General features: G+C 71.3%; 16 protein-coding genes and 2 tRNA genes. 12 read left to right on the forward strand and 6 right to left on the reverse strand.

Annotated features, from left to right (window positions below):
* Window positions 1–20: 20 nt before the first annotated feature.
* The 3 genes from AAFF41_RS19165 to AAFF41_RS19175 all read left to right on the forward strand — a co-directional run bounded on the left by AAFF41_RS19165 (window position 21) and on the right by AAFF41_RS19175 (window position 1,294).
* A complete protein-coding gene (locus tag AAFF41_RS19165; RefSeq protein WP_054232844.1) occupies window positions 21–404 on the forward strand; it encodes a hypothetical protein in 384 nt (127 codons plus the stop codon).
* Window positions 405–594: 190 nt separating this feature from the next.
* On the forward strand, window positions 595–1,230 hold the full coding sequence (locus AAFF41_RS19170; protein WP_319747836.1) for a bifunctional DNA primase/polymerase: 636 nt from the start codon (window positions 595–597) through the stop codon (window positions 1,228–1,230).
* Window positions 1,221–1,294, forward strand: a tRNA-Lys gene (locus AAFF41_RS19175). The genes AAFF41_RS19170 and AAFF41_RS19175 overlap by 10 nt, the downstream gene beginning before the upstream one ends.
* Window positions 1,295–1,363: 69 nt before the next feature.
* Here AAFF41_RS19175 and AAFF41_RS19180 read toward each other — a convergent pair.
* A complete protein-coding gene (locus AAFF41_RS19180) occupies window positions 1,364–2,896 on the reverse strand; it encodes a M6 family metalloprotease domain-containing protein (protein ID WP_425526136.1) in 1,533 nt (510 codons plus the stop codon).
* A 465-nt stretch (window positions 2,897–3,361) separates the two neighbouring features.
* Between AAFF41_RS19180 and AAFF41_RS19185 the strand changes: the two genes are divergently transcribed.
* Window positions 3,362–5,422 carry an EAL domain-containing protein gene (locus tag AAFF41_RS19185; protein ID WP_343324297.1) on the forward strand — a complete coding sequence of 687 codons (2,061 nt, stop codon included), beginning with the start codon at window positions 3,362–3,364 and terminating at the stop codon, window positions 5,420–5,422.
* Window positions 5,423–5,463: 41 nt separating this feature from the next.
* Here the strand turns inward: AAFF41_RS19185 and AAFF41_RS19190 are convergent, their stop codons facing one another.
* From AAFF41_RS19190 to AAFF41_RS19200, 3 genes are all read right to left on the reverse strand, one after another.
* Complete coding sequence (locus AAFF41_RS19190; protein WP_343324298.1) at window positions 5,464–6,558, reverse strand: LLM class flavin-dependent oxidoreductase; 1,095 nt, start codon at window positions 6,556–6,558, stop codon at window positions 5,464–5,466.
* Between the two features lie 356 nt (window positions 6,559–6,914).
* Window positions 6,915–7,646: a maleate cis-trans isomerase family protein gene (locus tag AAFF41_RS19195; RefSeq protein ID WP_319747828.1), complete on the reverse strand. Its 732-nt coding sequence runs from the start codon at window positions 7,644–7,646 to the stop codon at window positions 6,915–6,917.
* Window positions 7,643–8,425 carry a maleate cis-trans isomerase family protein gene (locus AAFF41_RS19200; RefSeq protein ID WP_319747825.1) on the reverse strand — a complete coding sequence of 261 codons (783 nt, stop codon included), beginning with the start codon at window positions 8,423–8,425 and terminating at the stop codon, window positions 7,643–7,645. The genes AAFF41_RS19195 and AAFF41_RS19200 overlap by 4 nt, the downstream gene beginning before the upstream one ends.
* 326 nt (window positions 8,426–8,751) lie before the next feature.
* On the opposite strand from AAFF41_RS19200, the gene AAFF41_RS19205 reads away from it, so the two are divergent.
* Together AAFF41_RS19205 and AAFF41_RS19210 are read left to right on the forward strand one after the other, a co-directional pair.
* Window positions 8,752–9,675, forward strand: coding sequence for a D-2-hydroxyacid dehydrogenase (locus AAFF41_RS19205; RefSeq protein WP_319748030.1), 924 nt, complete (start codon window positions 8,752–8,754; stop codon window positions 9,673–9,675).
* 20 nt (window positions 9,676–9,695) lie between these two features.
* Window positions 9,696–11,099: an amidase gene (locus tag AAFF41_RS19210; RefSeq protein ID WP_319747823.1), complete on the forward strand. Its 1,404-nt coding sequence runs from the start codon at window positions 9,696–9,698 to the stop codon at window positions 11,097–11,099.
* A 54-nt stretch (window positions 11,100–11,153) separates the two neighbouring features.
* Here AAFF41_RS19210 and AAFF41_RS19215 read toward each other — a convergent pair whose 3' ends face one another.
* Entirely contained in the window at window positions 11,154–11,648 is a 495-nt protein-coding gene (locus AAFF41_RS19215; RefSeq protein WP_054235541.1) for a DUF3830 family protein, read from the reverse strand.
* A 107-nt stretch (window positions 11,649–11,755) separates the two neighbouring features.
* Here AAFF41_RS19215 and ehuB point away from each other — a divergent pair, with 107 nt between their 5' ends.
* The 6 genes from ehuB to AAFF41_RS19245 all read left to right on the forward strand — a co-directional run bounded on the left by ehuB (window position 11,756) and on the right by AAFF41_RS19245 (window position 16,018).
* On the forward strand, window positions 11,756–12,685 hold the full coding sequence (ehuB, locus tag AAFF41_RS19220) for an ectoine/hydroxyectoine ABC transporter substrate-binding protein EhuB (protein WP_319747820.1): 930 nt from the start codon (window positions 11,756–11,758) through the stop codon (window positions 12,683–12,685).
* Complete coding sequence (ehuC, locus tag AAFF41_RS19225; protein ID WP_319747818.1) at window positions 12,682–13,401, forward strand: ectoine/hydroxyectoine ABC transporter permease subunit EhuC; 720 nt, start codon at window positions 12,682–12,684, stop codon at window positions 13,399–13,401. Before ehuB ends, ehuC begins: the two co-directional genes overlap by 4 nt.
* Window positions 13,398–14,048 carry an ectoine/hydroxyectoine ABC transporter permease subunit EhuD gene (gene ehuD / locus AAFF41_RS19230; protein ID WP_060898408.1) on the forward strand — a complete coding sequence of 217 codons (651 nt, stop codon included), beginning with the start codon at window positions 13,398–13,400 and terminating at the stop codon, window positions 14,046–14,048. The genes ehuC and ehuD overlap by 4 nt, the downstream gene beginning before the upstream one ends.
* A gap of 76 nt (window positions 14,049–14,124) precedes the next feature.
* Window positions 14,125–14,868, forward strand: coding sequence for an ectoine/hydroxyectoine ABC transporter ATP-binding protein EhuA (gene ehuA, locus AAFF41_RS19235; protein ID WP_054235582.1), 744 nt, complete (start codon window positions 14,125–14,127; stop codon window positions 14,866–14,868).
* Window positions 14,869–15,084: 216 nt separating this feature from the next.
* A complete protein-coding gene (locus AAFF41_RS19240; protein WP_343324301.1) occupies window positions 15,085–15,843 on the forward strand; it encodes an IclR family transcriptional regulator in 759 nt (252 codons plus the stop codon).
* 101 nt (window positions 15,844–15,944) lie between these two features.
* A tRNA-Lys gene (locus tag AAFF41_RS19245) sits at window positions 15,945–16,018 on the forward strand.
* Window positions 16,019–16,051: 33 nt separating this feature from the next.
* Here AAFF41_RS19245 and AAFF41_RS19250 read toward each other — a convergent pair.
* Entirely contained in the window at window positions 16,052–18,562 is a 2,511-nt protein-coding gene (locus AAFF41_RS19250) for an amino acid adenylation domain-containing protein (protein ID WP_343324302.1), read from the reverse strand.
* Window positions 18,563–18,583: the final 21 nt, after the last annotated feature.

The following is an 18,583-nucleotide window of genomic DNA, read 5'->3' on the forward strand; positions in this document are numbered from 1 at the left end:
CCGTACGAGGAGGAGAAGACATGGCGGAGCCCACGCCGCGTCGGAACGAACCGCGGCTACGCCCCGCGCCCCTGCTCTTCGAGCCCGCGGAGGCGGCCGGTGATCCGGAACACTTCTTCGATCTCGAGTCCATCGACGATCCTCGGGCGCTGCTGGCGCGGGCCACGGAGCTGACGCTCGCGTTTCGCGCCGCGGCCGATCGGGCGCTCGAGTTCCAGGCGATCGCCGCCGCGCAGCTGGCCGATCCTCGGCGGTTCGATCGGCTTACGCCGGCGTCGATCGCCGAGCGGGCCGAGTGGACCGAGGACTACGCGAAGAAGATGATCGAGTTCGGGCGGGATCTGTTGCGGGGAGCCGAGGGGGACGGGCGGGGGCTCGGGCATGGGGTGGGCGACCATGCGTGAGCCGGTCTGTTCGGTGTAACCGCGGGGTCTCTCGCCCCCGCCGCCCGGCTTGTCGCGCAGTTGCCCGCGCCCCTAAGGCCTCGAAGTCCTGGCATATGCCGCGGGGCAAGGTACTCCTCCCCCGGCGTCCTGTCCCGGGTTTTCGCAACTCTCGGGGGGCGGGTGCTTACCGACGGTAGATCTCATAGCCATGAGCAGCACACGGAATCCGGCAAGCTCCGCCGCCCCGTTGCCCGACCGGTTCGACGTCTGCGGCGTCACCCCGGACGGAGCCACCTGGCTCGCCTCGGCAGGAACGTATCCGCGCAGCACCCTCACCCTCTGGGAGGAGCGCCCGACCGCCCCGGTCGTCCTGCCCTGCGGCACCGCCTTCGACATCGTCAACGTGCCCGCGATCTTCGGCCGGCGGATGCTCGACCAGTTGTGGGACGAGGGGCCGGGCTCGGGCCCGGTGGCCGTGCACCGCGGACGGACGCTGCTGTTCAGCGCGCCGGGCACCGCACAGCGCCTGCCGTCGCTCCTGGAGTGGGAGGAGTGGGGGGCGGGCGAGTCGGGGGGATCCGGGCGCGTCGACGCCATTCCTCCGCTGCTCTGCCACGGGGTGGGCGACGCCGTGACCGTGCCCGCCCTGAGCCCCGTCGCCCACCTCACGTCCCGCTGGCTGGTGGCCCCCGACACCCGGCATCCGTGGCTTCCGGGGCCCGAGATCCTGGTGTGGGCGGCCGTCCGGGCGGCCCGCACGGCCGCCTCCGCCGCGGTGCGGATATCGATTTTTCCTCCCGCCGATCAGGATGCTAAGGTCTACGACGTCAGCAGGCGCCGCTAGCTCAGTTGGTTAGAGCAGCTGACTCTTAATCAGCGGGTCCGGGGTTCGAGTCCCTGGCGGCGCACAGACGGTGGGAAGCCCCTCGCGAGAGCGAGGGGCTTCTTGCGTGTCCGGCTCCGCGCGGGCGAGGGGCTCAGCCGGTCGTGATCTTCACCGTCCACGCCCCGGACGCCGTACGGTCCTCGACCTCGACGCGCACCTTCTCGCCGGGGACCGTGAAACTCTCCCCGAGTCCGACCGGCGCGTCCGCCAGGGGCGGGTAGACCGATTCGCCCCAGCAGGACTCGGAGTGCGGGTGGGCGTCGACGACCTCGACCGGGCCGCCCCCGGAGTCGGTCTCGCTGCGGATGCGGTAGATCAGGACGCCCTGGGTGCACGTGGCGCCGTCGTTGCCCGTCGAGGTGCGCGCCTCGAAGGCCAGCGCGCTGTCGGGACCCGTACGGACGACCGCCAACTTCGTACCGCGACCGGAACCGAAGATGCGCGCCCCTGGGACCGAGGTGGGCAGGACCGCCCTCGACGCCGACAGGGCCGGGGCCGAGGTCCGCGCCCGGGAGCCCGAGGCGGGGCCCCCGGAGCCGGAGCCGGGCACCCCGGGACCGGGAACCGACCCCCCGGACCCCGCGGCGGAGCCCTCCGCGTCCGAGGTCGATCCCCCGGCGCCCGGAGCCGGTGGCGGACCGGCCTGGACAGCGTCGCTCGCAACGGAAACCGGCGCTCCCGATGCCGCCGTCCCCGCCCCGCCCGTCACCGGACCCGACCCCAGCGGCTCCAACGTCAGCCTCGTGGTCCCGTGCTCCCGCAGACACGCCACCTGGCGAGTTTCCAGCCAGCCCAGTTTCCACTTGTGCCAGCCGAACAGGTCGGGGGCAAGGCCGAACTGGCTGCCCATGAGGTCCCAGTCGCCGACGTAGGTGTCCCACTCGCCCTTGCCGTCGGTGGGGCGATGGTAGAGGTCGGGCAGGTCGAAGACGTGCCCCGTCTCGTGGGCGAGGACGAGGCGGTCCGGCGGGTGCTTCTCGAAGACCGTGACGACACGGCGGATGTCCTTGCCGTCGGCTTCGATGGGGGTGTCGAGGTTGACGACCTTCGTCGCGTCGGAGTCGACACCCGGCGCGTCCGGGTCGGCCACGAAATAGACGATGTCGTAGCGGGAGAAGTCGACCTGCCGGTCGGCCGCGGCGACCGCGTCACGCAGATAGGCGCCGCGCCGCGCGGCGTTCCAGTCGCGCTTTATGGCGTACGAGGTGGAGGTGTGCGGCATCCGGATCCAGGCGCGCTGCGGATGCGGACGCAGCGTGAACCTGCCGTACGAGGCGCGCTCGAAGAACTGGCTGGTGGCCGGGAAGTAGTCGGCGGCCAGTTCGGCGGGCGTGGTGCGAGGCCGGGAGTCCGGGAAGGACAGATAGACGAGCACCGCGTCGAGGGGGCGGGTGGGGCGCGGATAGTCGGCGTTCCAGGTGTCCAGACCCTCCGAATGGTGGGCCCCGGTCCGCTTCAGGGCGCAGGGGGAGAAGAGGGGTTCGGCGAGTGCGGGGCCCGTGATCAGGGAGGTCGCGGCCAGCGCCGACATGGAGGTGAACACGGCCGCGGTGCTGCGCCAGCGCGGCACACCCGGACGAGCGAGGGCCCCCTGCGCGCCCGGACGTGCGAGGACCCGCGGCACGCCGAGAACCGTCAGGACGTCAGGAACCCGCGAAGGGTCACGGGTTCGACGCCGCCGAGCCTCTCGGGCGAGACCCCTCGGGGAGCGCTGACGCGGCACGTCGACCTCCGGATGCGGTTTTCGGGACACCGGCACCCAGCCTGGGGCACTTCATTACGCTTCGCCCTGTTTGTCTGCACCAGACGGGTGAGAGGCCATGCGCGGCCGAAACCCCGAACGACACCCCGAACGCTCACGGAACGTCACATGCGATCGCCAGACACAGGAACCGGTCCAGATGCAGGCAGAAACGATCTGTCAGAACCGGTGGTTGTTCCGGGACACTGGACTGCGGCTGGAAGGCTCCGGAACCAGCCTCTATGATCGGCACACTTTCCTGCACGGACACGGCTTGTTCGGCCGTCCAGCACCGGCCGACCACCCGAGAGACCCATACGAAGAACGAGTGCACTGCGGGAGCGAGCGGTGAGCGGAACGTCCGAAGGGCCGACGCCCACGGCAGATCTCATCCGGTCGGCCGTAACAGAGCGTCACATCGACACATCTCCGCGTACGTCTCCTCGTACGTACGCCGAGGTGCCTCCCAGCGCGTCCGTCCCCGCCGTCTCACCCCCCGGCGCACCCCCTTGCGCCGGGGCCTCTCCCGGCACGTACGCCCCGGCGGAAACACCCCTCGACACGCCTGAGTCCCCCCTCGACACGCCCGGATCCCTCTCCGACACGCCCGAGTCCGTCCCCGGCGTCTCCGCGTCCGTCCCCGATGCGGCGCTCACCCCGTCCGCCGGGACCTCGACGTCTCCCGGTGCGTTCCGTGCCGCCTTCGCCGCCGCGCCCCTACCGATGGCCGTGGTCGACCGCGAGGGTCTGGTCGTCACCGCCAACGAGTCGCTCGGCGCGCTGCTCGGCACCGGATCGGACGCGCTCGTCGGACGGATCGCCGCGGATCTGGTGGATCTGGCCTCCGACGCCCGCACCTGGCACGCGTACCGCGAGGTGCTGCGTGGCCGACAGGCCCGGCTGCGCTGCGCCCGTCGCCTCAAGCACCCCGACGGCCACTCGCTCTGGGTGCAGATGACGATCGCTCCGCTGTCCGCGCAGGAGGAGGCGGTACTGCTGTCCATCGCGGACATCAGCGCCCGCCGTGAACTCCAGGCGCGGCTGCGGCACTTGCAGATGCACGACCCGGTGACCCGGCTGCCCAACCGCACGCTGTTCTTCGAGCGGCTCTCGTCCGCCCTGGAGGCGGAGGCGTACGAGGAGGGCGGCACCGGCCGGATCGGGCTCTGCTATCTGGACCTGGACGGGTTCAAGGCGGTCAACGACACGCTCGGCCACCGGGTCGGCGACCGGCTGCTCGCGGCCGTCGCCGAACGGCTGACGCGCTGCGCCGACGAGGCGGGTTACGCCCGGGGGGCCACTCCCCTGGTCGCCCGGCTGGGCGGCGACGAGTTCGCGCTGCTGGTCGAGGACTCGACCGGGACGGACCAGTTGGCCGACCTCGCCGAGTCCGTCCTGAAGTCACTGCAGGTGCCCTTCGACCTCTCCGGGCAGCGGCTGTCGGTCTCCGCGTCGATCGGGGTCGTCGAGCGGCGCGCCGCCGGGACGAGCGCGACCCATCTGATGCAGGCCGCGGACACCACGTTGTACTGGGCGAAGGCGGACGGCAAGGGCCGCTGGACGCTGTTCGACCCGGAGCGCAACGCCCACCGGATGACCCGTCAGGCGCTCTCCTCCACTCTCCGGGCGGCGATCGAACGGAACGAATTCGCCCTGGAGTACCAGCCCTTGGTGGGCATGGAGGACGGCGGGGTGCGCGGGGTCGAGGCGTTGGTCCGCTGGAACCATCCGCAGTTCGGCACGCTGACGCCGAATCGGTTCATCGGATTGGCCGAGGAAGACGGTTCGATCGTGCAGCTCGGCCGTTGGGTACTGGCCACGGCCTGCCGCCAGGCCCGCCGCTGGCAGCTGGACCGTCCCGACGCGGTGCCGATCTTCGTCAGCGTCAACGTCGCCGTACGGCAGGTGTGGGACTCCGACCTGGTCGCGGACGTGGCGGAGATCCTCGCGGAGACGGGTCTCGCCCCGCATCTGCTCCAGTTGGAGCTGACGGAGTCGGCGGTGATGGGCTCGGCCGGGCGGCCCCTCCAGGCCCTTCAGGCCCTCAGCGACATGGGCGTCCGCATCGCCATCGACGACTTCGGCACCGGGTACTCCAACCTCGCCTACCTCAGCCGCCTGCCGGTCTCCGTCCTGAAGCTGGACGGCTCCTTCGTGCGCGGCTTCCAGTACGAGGGGCCCGACGGCGGTGCCGACGGCACCCACCCCAACCCCGCCGACGAGGTCATCGTCGAGGCCCTCATCCAACTCGCCCACCGGCTCGGCCTGACGGTCACCGCCGAGTGCGTGGAGACCGCTTCCCAGGCCACCCGGCTGCGCGGGATCGGCTGCGACACCGGGCAGGGCTGGCTGTACTCCCGCCCGGTGGCGCCGGATCGTATCTCCGCCCTCTTGACCGCGAGTTCCTGACGGCGAGCTCGTGACAGCGAGTTCCTGACCGCGAACGAGTCCTAGTCCGCGTTCGGCAGCCCGTACGCGTCCGCGATCAGTTCGTACGAGCGCAGGCGTACGTCGCCGCCGTGGGCGTTGCCCGTGAGCATCAGCTCGTCGGCGCCGGTGCGCTTCTGGAGGCCGTCGAGGCCGGCGCGGACCTCGTCCGCGGTGCCGTGGATGACGTTGGCGTTCCAGGAGTCGACGAACTCACGTTCCATCGGGCTGAAGTCGTACGCCTCCGCCTCCTCGGGGGTCGGGACGAGACCCGGGCGGCCGGTACGCAGACGGACCATGTTCAGGGCCGCGGCCCTGACCTGGCGGCGGGCCTCCTTCTCGTCGTCCGTCGCGAGGGCGGAGACGCCGATCAGGGCGTACGGGGCGTCCAGCACGGCGCTCGGCCGGAAGGACTCGCGGTAGAGGTCCAGCGCCGGGATCGTGTTCTGGGCCGAGAAGTGGTGCGCGAAGGCGAAGGGGAGGCCGAGGACGCCGGCCAGGCGGGCGCTGAACCCGGAGGATCCCAGGAGCCAGATCGGGGGGCGGTGCGGGGACTGTACGCCGCCCGGGGAGGTCGACTGGACGGGGCCCGGGACCGCGTGGATGCGGGCGTAGGGGTGACCGGACGGGAAGTCGTCGTCCAGGAAGCGGGTCAGCTCCGCGAGCTGCTCGGGGAAGTCGTCGGCGCCCTCGTGGAGACGCTCGGTGCGGCGGAGGGCGGCGGCGGTGGCGCCGTCCGTGCCGGGGGCTCGGCCCAGGCCCAGGTCCACTCGGCCCGGGGCCATGGCTTCCAGCGTGCCGAACTGCTCCGCGATCACCAGAGGGGCGTGGTTCGGGAGCATCACGCCGCCCGAGCCCAGGCGGATGCGGGTCGTGTGGGCGGCGAGGTGGGCGAGGATCACCGCGGGTGAGGAGGAGGCCACGCCCGGCATGGAGTGGTGTTCGGCGACCCAGTAGCGGTGGAAGCCGCGGGACTCTGCGAGGCGGGAGATGGCGACGCTGGTGCGCAGGGCGTCGGTCGCTGTGCGGCCGGCGCCTACGGTGACCAGGTCCAGTACGGAGAGGGGTACGGGCGCGGTGCCTTGCGCGGTGCCTCGGATCTCGTCCGTGTCGTCCACCGGGGTGCCTCCTGTTGCGTACGTGTTGCTGTCCTCAGGGCGCCAACAGGAGACAGTCCCCGCTTATTCCCGCCACCGCGCGCCGGCACGTGGGAAGGGTCTCTCGCCCCCGCCGCCCCTACCCGCCCCCAAGCTCTCGGCTTCGCTCGAGCAGGGGGCACCCGCATCATCCCCGGGGGCTCCGCCCCCTCACCCCCGCATCGGCCTGAACGGCCTCGTCCTCGAACGCCGGACGGGCTGAGTGACACCGGCCGCGGTGGGTGGGCAGCGGCCCCGGCCTCGAACGCCGGGCGACCGGGGCTTTCAGGGGCTCGGGGAACTGCGCGACCAGCCCCCACCGGCCCGCGGACGAGGCGTTACGCCTGGATGATGGGCTCCTTTGTGAAGAGGGTGCCGAGGGTGGGGGCGTTCACCTTGCGGTCGGCGAGGCGTAGGGCCTCCCAGACCGTGACCTGGTTGGCGGTGAGGACCGGCTTGGAGAGGTCCTTCTCCAGGGCCGGAAGGTGCGCCGCCGTATGCAGGGCCGTGTCGGGGAGCAGGACGGCGTCCGCGTCGGGGTGGTCGCCGGCCCGGGCGAGCTCGAGGACCTCCCCCTCGCCCCAGGTCCCGACCTCCGCCGCCGTGATGATCCCGGAGGCCCTGCTCGACACGACCTCCACCCCCGCGTCCCGAAGGAACGCGGCGAAGAGGTCCGCCACGTCCTGCGGATAGGTCGCCGCGATCGCGACCCTCCGGGCCCCGACCTCCCGGACGGCGTGCGCGAACGCGAAGGACGTGGAGGAGGCGGGCAGCCCCGCGGCCCGGGCCAGGGCACGTACCTGCTCGTGTGCGCCCTCCCAGCCGTACACGAAGCTGCCGCTGGTGCACGCCCAGACCACGGCCTCCGCGCCGGACAGCCGCAGCTCCTCGACGCCCGCCGAGAGCCGGGCCGCCGAGCCCATCTCGCGCAGCGCGTCGACCCGGTGGGCGTCCTCCCCCATGTCCGTGTGGACCAGCTGGAGGCGGACGTCGCTGCCCAGGAGCTGTTCGATGCGCGGGTAGTCGTCCTCGGCCGAGTGGCCCGGGTAGAGGAATCCGAGTGCGGTCATGCCCAACCTTCCTGTTCTTCCGGCAGTACAGGTCCCCCACGGGCGGACTGATCGATCAGCCGCTGATAGGGACCCACCGCCCGGGTACCCAGGTGACGCAGTGCCGCCCACATCGTCACCTGGTTGGCCGAGATCACCGGTATGCGCAGTTCCGCCTCCAGCTGGGGGATGACGTCGTACGTCGGCAGGTTGGTGCAGCTGATGAACAGGGCGTCGGCACCTTCGCCCCGCACCGCGCGGTGGGCCATGTCGACCACATCACGGTACGGAACCTTCCAGATGTGCCTGGTCAGGCCCATGAAGGCGCGCCCGGTGACATGGACGCCCGCCTCGGCGAGGTACTCCTCCAGGGACTGGGTCACCGAGACCGTGTAGGGGGTGACGAGAGCGACGCGGTGGGCGGCCAGCTCGGTGAGCGCCTCCAGCAGGGCGCCGGAGGTGGTCAGCGAGCGCACCTCCCCCGCCCGTGTCATGGCCTCGCACATCGCCCGCTCGCCCGCGACCCCGCCCACGAAACTGCCGGAGGTGCACGCGTACGCCACGACCTCGGGCGCGACCGCGTTCAGCGCGCGGACCGCGTCGCCGAGCGTCTCGTGCTCGGAGACCAGGCGGGCCAGGTCCAGGCTCACCTCGACCGGCACGAACGGGGTGCGGGTCAGATGCAGGGAGACGTCGTCGGGGACCCAGCGCCACAGCTCGCGGTCGAGGGCGAAGTCGAAGGGGGCGACGACACCGATCCCGCGCTGGGGGCGGGGGCCGCCGAGAAAGGAGACGTCCATGGCAGCACCGGCCTCACGAAGGGAGACGAAGGGGCAACGGACCGTGTGTGCGTCCGTGTTGACGAAGGTAGGTTCGGGTGCGAGCGTGGTCAATCCGCGCATCTCAGACGGCTCCGGCCGCCCCCGCCCACCCCGCAGGTTCGTCCTCTCAGGAACTCAGGGAGCCTCCGGGACTCTTCGGAGCCTTCGGAACTCTTCGGACTCTTCGGAACTCTCAGGAAAGCGGACTCGCATTGCGAAACGGTTTCCCTCGCCCGCCCCGCCCCGTATCCGCCTCGGCCCCGGCCTCCGGATCCGGCGCCGGATCCCGCACCACCCTCCTCGTCCTGGACGCCGAGCCGCTCCCCCGCCTCGGCAGACTCACCGGCCGGGTGCGGATCGAGCACGCCGACGAGTCGACGCTGGCCGAGCGGCTGCCGCGCGCGGACGTACTGCTGGTCTGGGACTTCACCTCGCACGCGGTGCGCCGCGCCTGGCCCGGCGAGGGTCCCCGGCCGCGCTGGGTGCACACGGCGAGCGCGGGCGTCGACCACCTCATGTGCCCCGAACTCGCCGAGTCCGGCACGGTGGTGACCAACGCGCGCGGGATCTTCGACCGGCCGATCGCCGAGTACGTCGCCGCGCTGGTCCTCGCGATGGCCAAGGACCTGCCGAGGACGTGGGACCTTCAGCGGCAGCGGGAGTGGCGGCACCGGGAGTCGCAGCGGGTGGCGGGCACCCGCGCGTGTGTGGTCGGTTCCGGGCCGATCGGGCGGACGATCGTCAAGACGCTCAAGGCGCTCGAGGTGACGACGGCCCTGGTGGGGCGTACCGCGCGCACCGGGATCCACGGGCCCGAGGAGCTCGACCGGCTGATGGCGCGCGCCGACTGGGTGGTCTCGGCGGCGCCGCTCACCGAGGCCACGTACGGCATGTTCGACGCGCGGCGCTTCGGGATGATGCAGCCCTCGGCACGCTTCATCAACGTCGGCCGGGGGCAGTTGGTCGTCGAGGACGCGCTCGCCGAGGCACTGTCGAAGCGGTGGATCGCGGGCGCGGCCCTCGATGTCTTCCAGGACGAGCCGCTCGGCCCGGACAGCCCGCTGTGGGGTGTCCCCGGGCTGATCGTGTCCCCGCACATGAGCGGGGACACGGTCGGCTGGCGGGACGAACTCGGGGCGCAGTTCGTGGAGATGTACGAGCGCTGGGAGGCGGGCAGACCGCTGCCGAACGTGGTCGACAAGAAGCGCGGATACGTACCGGGGCACTGAGACTTCCTCTGGAGGGGCCGATGTCTGAACTCGTCGAGCTGACCGCGGTACAACTCCTCGACGGCTACCGCAAGGGCGAGTTCAGCCCCGTGGACGCCACGCGGGCGGCGTTGCGCAGGGCTGTGGAGATCCAGCCGGCCGTGAACGCGTTCGTACGTCTCGACGCGGACGCGGCCCTCGCGCGGGCGGCCCAGTCCGCGGACCGCTGGCGGCGGGGTGAGCCCGCCGGGCTGCTGGACGGGGTTCCGGTCTCCGTCAAGGACATCCTGCTGCTGCGCGGCGGACCGACCCTGCGCGGCTCCAAGACCGTTGATCCGCAGGGAAGTTGGGACGAGGACGCGCCGTCCGTCGCCCGGCTGCGCGAGCACGGGGCGGTGTTCCTCGGGAGGACGACGACACCCGAGTTCGGCTGGAAGGGCGTCACGGATTCGCCGCTGTCGGGGATCACCCGCAATCCGTACGACGTCACGCGCACGGCGGGCGGCTCGAGTGGCGGCAGCGCGGCGGCCGTCGCGCTCGGGGCGGGGCCGCTGGCGCTGGGCACGGACGGGGGCGGCAGTGTGCGCATCCCGGCCGCGTTCTGCGGGATCTTCGGTCTGAAGCCCACGTACGGGAGGGTGCCGCTGTACCCCGCGAGCGCGTTCGGGACGCTCTCGCACGTGGGCCCGATGACACGGGACGCGGCCGACGCGGCGCTGATGATGGACGTGATCAGCGGGCCGGACGCCCGTGACTGGTCGGCGCTCGGGCCGGTGGACGGGTCCTTCGTCGAGGCCCTCGGGGGTGGGGTGCGCGGGCTGCGGGTCGCGTACTCGTCGTCCCTCGGCGGGCAGGTCGCGGTCCAGCCGGCCGTCGCGGCGGCGGTGCGGCGGGCGGTGGAGCGGCTCGCGGGGCTCGGCGCGTACGTCACCGAGGCCGACCCCGATCTCACCGACCCGGTGGAGGCCTTCCACGTCCTGTGGTTCAGCGGTGCGGCCCGGGTGGCCCAGCGGCTCGGGCCGCGGCAGCGGGAGTCGCTGGACCCGGGGCTGCGGGAGATCTGCGCGCGGGGCGCCCGGTTCAGCGCGCTGGACTACCTGGCCGCGGTGGACGTCCGGATGGAGCTCGGGCGGCGGATGGGGCGCTTCCACGAGTCGTACGACGTGCTGGTGACGCCGACCCTGCCGCTGACGGCGTTCGCGGCGGGGGTGGAGGTGCCGCCGGGCTCCGGCCACCGCCGCTGGACGGGGTGGACCCCGTTCACGTACCCCTTCAACATGACCCAGCAGCCCGCCGCGAGCGTCCCGGTCGGCACGGACGGCGACGGCCTCCCGGTCGGCCTGCAGATCGTCGCCGCCCGCCATCGCGACGACCTCGTCCTGCGCACGGCACACGCCCTCTACGAGACGGGCGCCGCGGGGGTGGCTCCGCCGCCGGGGTTCTAGGGACAGCCCGACGCCCCACACCCACATGCCGCATGTGTCCTACGCGCCCTTGCCCTACGCCCTACGGAAGCTGAGCGTCTCGCCCTGGGCGCCCGAGCGCCAGAGGTCGTTGCAGGCCTCGGCCATCGCCTCCAGGCCCTCGGTCACCTGGCCCCAGACGATGCCCGGGACCCAGCCCACGTCCCCGTTGAGCAGCAGGTTGTTGCGTTCGTAGAAGAGGGCGAGGTCGACGACCGTGGTGCCGGGGCGTACGTCGGTGTCGTAGCCGTAGGCCTTCGTACCCAGTTCCGTGCCCGCGAAGGCGAAATAGCAGAGGTCTCCGGGAATGGGGGTAACTGTCGGATTTTCCAGTGGTGGCTCCGATTTCGCGAAAGGCGGGAAAAGGGCGTAGATCTCATTGCGCGCGTACTTCGCGTGGTAGACGTCGCCGCCCAGGGGAAGCGCGTCCCACACCGCCGCGCAGGTGACCGGCGCCCGGTCGTCGAGCAGTTTCGCGGTGCAGTGGATTCCGCGCTTGACCAGCGAGACCTCGATGAATCGATCAGCCATGCATTCCATGGTCTCCCCGGAGTCAAGGGCGCCTCGACGTCACTCGACGTCGTACGGGGCCGAAATCGATCCGCATACTTCGCATGCTCTCGGGTAGCCGCGCGGCCATGGCTCCACCACTCAGGAATGACGGGAATGACGGGACCGACGCGGAGAAACGAAGTCCGAGTCGGAGGTCGCTGCTCGCGGGTGTCTCCGCGCTCGGTGCCGTCGGCGCGTGGGGCGCCGCCGGCTGCACCCGGGTCGCCACCGCGTCCGACAACGGCGGTGATCTCCTCGACCGGCTCAAGGCGCAGGGCGTCGTACGGCTGGGCATAGCCGGTGAGATCCCGTTCGGCTACATCGACAAGAACGGTGAACTGACCGGCGAGGCACCCGAACTCGCCAAGGTGATCTTCAAACGGCTGGGCGTCGACCGGGTGCAACCCGTGCCGACCGAGTTCGGCTCGCTCATTCCCGGGCTCAACTCGCAGCAGTTCGACGTCGTGTCCGCCGGGATGTACATCAACCCGGAACGCTGTCAGCAGGTCGTCTTCGCCGACCCGGACTACCAGATGCTGGACGCCTTCATCGTGCGCAAGGGCAATCCGAAGGGCCTGCACGACTACAAGGACGTCGTGGCGAAGAAGGCCAGGTTCGCGACCGGCACCGGGTACGCCGAGATCCAGTACGCCGTCGAGGCCGGGTACAAGGAGAGCGACATCCTGATCGTGCCGGACCAGGTCGCCGGGCTGAACGCGGTCGAGGCGGGCCGTGTCGACGTCTTCGCCGGGACCGCGCTGACCACGCGCGAGGTGGCGAAGAAGTCCAGCAAGGCCGAGAGCACGAAGCCCTTCACGCCTCTGGTGAAGGGCAAGCCGCACGTCGACGGCGGCGGCTTCGCGTTCCGTTCCGCCGAGACGCGGCTGCGTGACGCCTTCAACGTGGAACTGAAGAAGCTGAAGGCCAGCGGGGAGTTGTTCCGCATTCTGCGGCCCTTCGGGTTCACCCGGGCCGAGATGACCGACATGACCGCGAAGGAGCTCTGCCGCGGATGACCTCGGGACTCTGGGAACTCGTACTCAAAGGTGTCTGGGTCACCGTCCAGTTGCTGTTCCTCAGCTCGCTGGTGGCCGGGGCCGTCTCGTTCGCCGTCGGTGTCGCGCGCACGTCGCGGCGGTGGATCGTCCGCTTCCTCGCGGGCCTCTACACCGAGGTGTTCCGCGGCACCTCCGCCCTGATCATGATCTTCTGGGTGTACTTCGTGCTGCCGCTCGCCTTCGGCTGGCAGCTCGTCCCGATGTGGGCGGGCACACTGGCGCTGGGGCTGACCTACGGGGCGTACGGCAGTGAGATCGTGCGCGGCGCCCTGAACGCCGTCGACCCCGCCCAGCGCGAGGGCGGCATCGCGCTCAGCTTCACCCCCTGGCAGCGGATGCGGCTGATCCTGCTGCCGCAGGCGGTGCCCGAGATGATCCCCTCCTTCTGCAACCTGCTGGTCGAACTGCTCAAGGGCACGGCCCTGGTGTCGATCATGGGCATGGGCGATCTGACGTTCAGCGGCAACCTCGTGCGGCTCGCGCTCCAGGAGAGCGCGGAGATCTACGCGTACGTCCTGCTGATCTACTTCGCGATCGCCTTCGTGATCACCCGGCTGATGCGGGCACTGGAGCGGCGGCTGAAGGCCGGGATCGGCAAGGCGCCGCAGCCCGCCAGGACCACGCCGCGGCGCACGGAAGCCACCGGCGTCGGTGCGACGGGAGGTGCCGCATGAACTGGGACTGGGGCGCGGTGCGCGACTTCATGCCGCACTTCTGGGACGGACTGCTGGTCACCCTGCAGGCGCTGGCCCTCGGCTCGGTGATCTCCTTCGCCCTGGGCCTGGTGTGGGCGCTGCTGATGCGCACGCCGACCCGCTGGGTGCGCTGGCCGGTCGGGGTCGTCACGGAGTTCATCCGCAACACCCCGCTGCTGGTGCAGCTGTTCTTCCTCTTCTACGTGCTGCCCGAGTGGAACATCACGTTCTCCGCGCTGACCACCGGTGTCGTCGCGATCGGGCTGCACTACTCGACGTACACGATGCAGGTCTACCGGGCCGGCATCGAGGGCGTGCCGGCCGGCCAGTGGGAAGCGGCCACGGCGCTCAACCTGCCGCTGCGGCGCACCTGGACCGCGGTGATCCTGCCGCAGGCGATCCGCCGGGTGGTGCCCGCACTCGGCAACTACGTCATCTCGATGCTCAAGGACACCCCGATGCTGATGGCGATCACCGTGCTGGAGATGCTCGGTGAGGCGCGGCTGTACTCGCAGGAGCACTTCCAGTTCACCGAGCCGCTCACGGTCATCGGCGTGGCCTTCATCCTCATTTCCTATCCGGCTTCCCTCCTTCTGCGAGCCCTGGAGCGACGTCTTGTCCGCTGACATCCCCCTCGACACCTCCACGACCCCTGCCGATACGAACCCTGCGGAAAAGGCCGACCACACGGCCAATCCGCCGGTGGACGGCGGCGAGCTGATCCGTTTCGACAAGGTCACCAAGCGCTTCGGGGACAACACCGTCCTCGACGGCCTCGACTTCCGCGTCGACTCCGGCAAGCACGTCACGCTGATCGGCCCGTCCGGCTCCGGCAAGACGACGATCCTGCGGCTGCTGATGACCCTGGCCAAGCCCGACGAGGGCACGATCACGGTCGCCGGCGAGCGGCTCCACCCGGCCCCCGAGAAGCAGATCCGGGAGGTCCGCAAGAAGATCGGGATGGTCTTCCAGCAGTTCAACCTCTTCCCGAACATGAAGGTGCTCCGCAACATCACCGAGGCACCGGTCACCGTCCTCGGGCTGTCCGGGGACGAGGCCGAGGCACGGGCCCGGGAGCTGCTGGAGATGGTGGGCCTCGCGGACAAGTGCGACGCCTACCCGAGTCAGTTGTCCGGCGGACAGCAGCAGCGGGTGGCGATCGCACGGGCACTGGCGATGCGGCCCCAGGTGCTGCTTCTGGACGAGGTGACGTCCGCGCTCGACCCCGAGCTGGTCACGGGCGTCCTCGACGTCCTCCGTGACATCGCCCACACCACCGACATCACCATGCTCTGTGTGACCCATGAGATGAATTTCGCCCGCGACATCTCGGACCAGGTGCTGATGTTCGATTCCGGCCATGTCATCGAGTCCGGTTCGCCCGACCGGATCTTCACCGATCCGGAGCACGAAAGGACCCGGGAATTCCTCAGCGCGATCCTGTGACTACAAAAAGTGAACGCGACAAGGTGCGAGGTCCGGACCACGCGGCATGCCCACCGAGCCATGACCTCGGCATATGCCAGGGTGTCGCACTCCTGTTGAGCGAACCGGAGCGCGCCGACTTTCTCGCCAACAGCCCCTCCCCACCGAGCGTTTGACAGTTATCGTGGAGGAGCTCAGCTGTCCGGATCGATGGCCCAAAAAGCGCAGGGGGAAACCGTGGCGCTGATGAACGAGCCGACCGCGCCGTACCACTCGGCCCAGGACGCCCTGCGCGTCCTGGAGACGGTGGCCCGGCACTCCGGCGGTGTCACCGATGTCGAGCTGGCCCGCCAGACGGGCCTCGGCACGGAGCGCCTGACCGTGCTGCTGCGGATGCTCCGCCGGGAGGGGTACGTCGAGCAGGTCGTCGACGGCGCGTACGTCGCCGGTGCCGCCCTCGGCCGGCTGGGCTCCGCCCACGGCCGCGACCAGGCACTGCGCGAGAAACTCCAGCAGACCATCGACCGGCTGCGCGACTCGGTCGGCGCCGCGATCTACATCAGCCGCTACATCGACGGCGAGGTGCACGTCACCCAGTGCGCCGAGGGTCCCGCGACCCCCGCGGTCAACGAATGGGTGGACTTCCGCTCCTCGGCCCACGCCAGCGCGGTCGGCAAGAGCCTTCTCGGTCAGCTCGACCTGAACGCCCGGCGCGACCACCTCTCCCGCCACAAGATGGCCCGCCTCACCTCGCGGACCATCACCAACGAGCGGCTGCTGCTGTCCCGGCTCGACGCCCAGCCCGCCACGGTGCCGGTGCTCGACCTCCAGGAGTACGCGATCGGCACGGTCTGCGCGGCCGTCCCCATCACCGCGGGCTCCTCGGTCGGCTGCCTCGCCCTCTCCCTCCCGGTCGAACACGCCCACCGCCTGCGCCGCGCCGCGGACACACTCAACCGCGGCGCCACCCCCGTCCTGCTCTCCCTGGCCATCTAGGGCCCGCTCTTGGGATCAGGCCCTGGGTGGTCGGAAGCACCCGTCCGGACCAGGTAGTATTTCTTTTGTCGCCGACCGCGGAAGCGGGAGGCGAGAGTCATGCGCCGCTAGCTCAGTTGGTTAGAGCAGCTGACTCTTAATCAGCGGGTCCGGGGTTCGAGTCCCTGGCGGCGCACATGAGAAGGCCCTTCACCACGGTGAGGGGCCTTCATTCGTCCGTCAGGGCCAGCGACAGGGCGTGGACCGTCGGATGCGTGTAGAGCAGCCGCATGGAGAGCGCGGGCAGCCCGCGCTCGCGCAGGGCGGTGCCGACGCGGATCGCGTAGAGCGAGTTCCCGCCGAGCTCGAAGAAGTTGTCGTCCGGGCCGACGGGGACACCGAGGATCTCCTCCCACACCCCTGTGAGGGCCGTCACCAGGTCTCCGGTGGGCGCGGGCACCGATAGGGGCTTACCCGGCGCCGGCAGACGGTCGCGGTCCAGCTTGCCGTTCGGGGTCAGCGGCAGCGCGGGGACGGCGGTGACGGTCGTCGGCAGCATGTGGTCGGGCAGCAGCCGCGCCGCCCGGCGGCGTACGTCGCCGGTGTCCCCGTCGGCCACGACATACGCGTCGATCCGCACCCCCGCCGCGTCCTCGAAGGCGTCCCCGCTCAGCACCACCGCCGCCGCCGTGACCACCGGGTCCTCCAGCAGCACCGCCCGGATCTCGTCCGGTTCGATCCGGTATCCGCGCACCTTCACCTGGCTGTCGATCCGCCCCAGGTGCTCCAGTGAACCGTCGGCGCGCAGCCGCCCCAGGTCACCGCTGCGGTACCACCGGCCGGGGCCGTACGGATCGTTCACGAACCGCTCGGCCGTCAGCTCGGGCCGCCCCAGGTAGCCGAGGGCGAGTCCGGCCCCGCCCACCCAGATCTCCCCCGCCGCGCCCGTCGGCAGCGGGCGCCCCCGCTCGTCGCGCACCGACACCGACCAGCCGGGCAGCGGGCGGCCCACCGAGCGGGAGGCGGCCAGGGCCTCGCGCCGGGTGACGGTCGCCGCGGTGACGTGGACGGTGGTCTCCGTGATCCCGTACATGTTGACCAGGCGGCAGCGGTCCTCCGGGTGGCGGTCGAACCAGCCGAGCAGCGGCCGGGTGTCCAGCGCCTCCCCGCCCAGCACCACCAGCCGCACCGACAGCCCTTCCTTCGCGCTCCGGTCCACCACCCGCACCTGCCCGAAGGCCGACGGGGTCTGGCTGAGGACGGTCACCGACTCCCGTACCAGCAGCGCGTGGAAGTCCTCAGGCGAGCGCGCCACCCAGTGGTCCACGACCACCAGCCGGGCGCCGGTCAGCAGGGCGCCCCAGATCTCCCACACCGAGAAGTCGAAGGCGGCGGAGTGGAAGAACGTCCAGGTGTCGGCGGCGGTGAGGGCGAAGTCCTCGCGGGTGGCGTCGAGGAGGGCGAGGACATTGGCGTGGGGGACGACGACCCCCTTGGGACGGCCGGTCGAACCGGAGGTGTGGATGACGTAGGCGGGATCCCTCGGGGTGAGGTTCCGCGGGGTGAGGTTCCGCGGCCGGTCGGTCCGTGCGGCGCTTAGATAGGGCGCGGTGTCCCGGACGACCAGCCGTACGCCCGCGTCGCGCGCCGTGCGGTCGAGGCGCTCCTCGGGGTGCGCCGGATCCATCGGTACGTACGCCGCGCCCGCCTTCAGCACCGCGAGCATCGTCGCCACCAGGTCGGCGCCCCGCTCCAGCCGGATGCCGACCCGGTCACCGGGGCGGACCCCGGCGGCGCGCAGTCCCGCGGCCAGCCGCTCGGCGCGCTCGCGCAGTGCCCCGTACGTCGTCGTGATGCCGTCGTGGGTGAGGGCGGGGGCGTCGGGGTGGCGGTCGGCGCGGGCGTCGAAGGCGGTGTCGATACGGGAGGGAACAGCGGACCCGCGTATGCCGGCGGGCGGCGGGAGCAGGCGCCCCGCCTCTTCGCGGGGGACCAGTTCGATCTCCGCGAGGGGGCGGTGGCCCAGCTGACCGTGCACGTGGGTGAGGTGGCGGACGAAGGCCCGGGCGGAGGCTTCGTCGATGTGCCGGAGCTGGTGGTGCAGCTCGACGGTGGTCCCGCGCGGGACGAGGGTGAGGGGGAAGGGGGCCGACTGGAACGGGAGTCGGTGACTGAAGGTGGGGTCCACCGGGCCCACCTCGTCGAGGACCGTGGCGTACGCGGGTAGTCCGTCCCCCGGGTCGCGGTGCTCGTAGCGTGCGAGGACCAGGGCCGCGGCAGGGGCCCCGGCCGGTACCGGGACGGTGACCACGCCCGTCCGGTCACCGGCCCCCTTCTCGCCCGTCGCCCAGTCGATACGGGGCCTGTGCGGGCCTTTCGGGGGCTCGTCGCAGCCGAGGGGAGCGGTCACGTCGGTGGCCGGGCGGTGGCCGAGCAGGACGTGGGCGATGTCCTGGAGCACGCCCGGGGTCAGCAGCGCGTGGTGCGAAACCAGCACCAGATGGGCGCCCCCGTCCTCGTACCGCAACAAGACCGCGCGGAACGCGGGGCCCCGTTCGGTGACGGGCCGGTGCAGTTCGGCCCGCAGACGGTGTTCGGCGAACCGCGCGGGCACCTGGTCGCGCCACAACACCGGCCAGCGGTCCGGGAGTTCGGGCCACCAGCCGCGTACGGCCGCGTCGAGGAGGGGCCCGGGATCGACGGCGACGGGAAGGCGCGCGGCGAGGGCGTGACACGTCACGTTCGGTCTCCAACCGTGGGG

The sequence above is a fragment of the Streptomyces mirabilis genome (genome assembly GCF_039503195.1).
GTDB classification, from domain to species: Bacteria; Actinomycetota; Actinomycetes; order Streptomycetales; family Streptomycetaceae; genus Streptomyces; species Streptomyces mirabilis_D.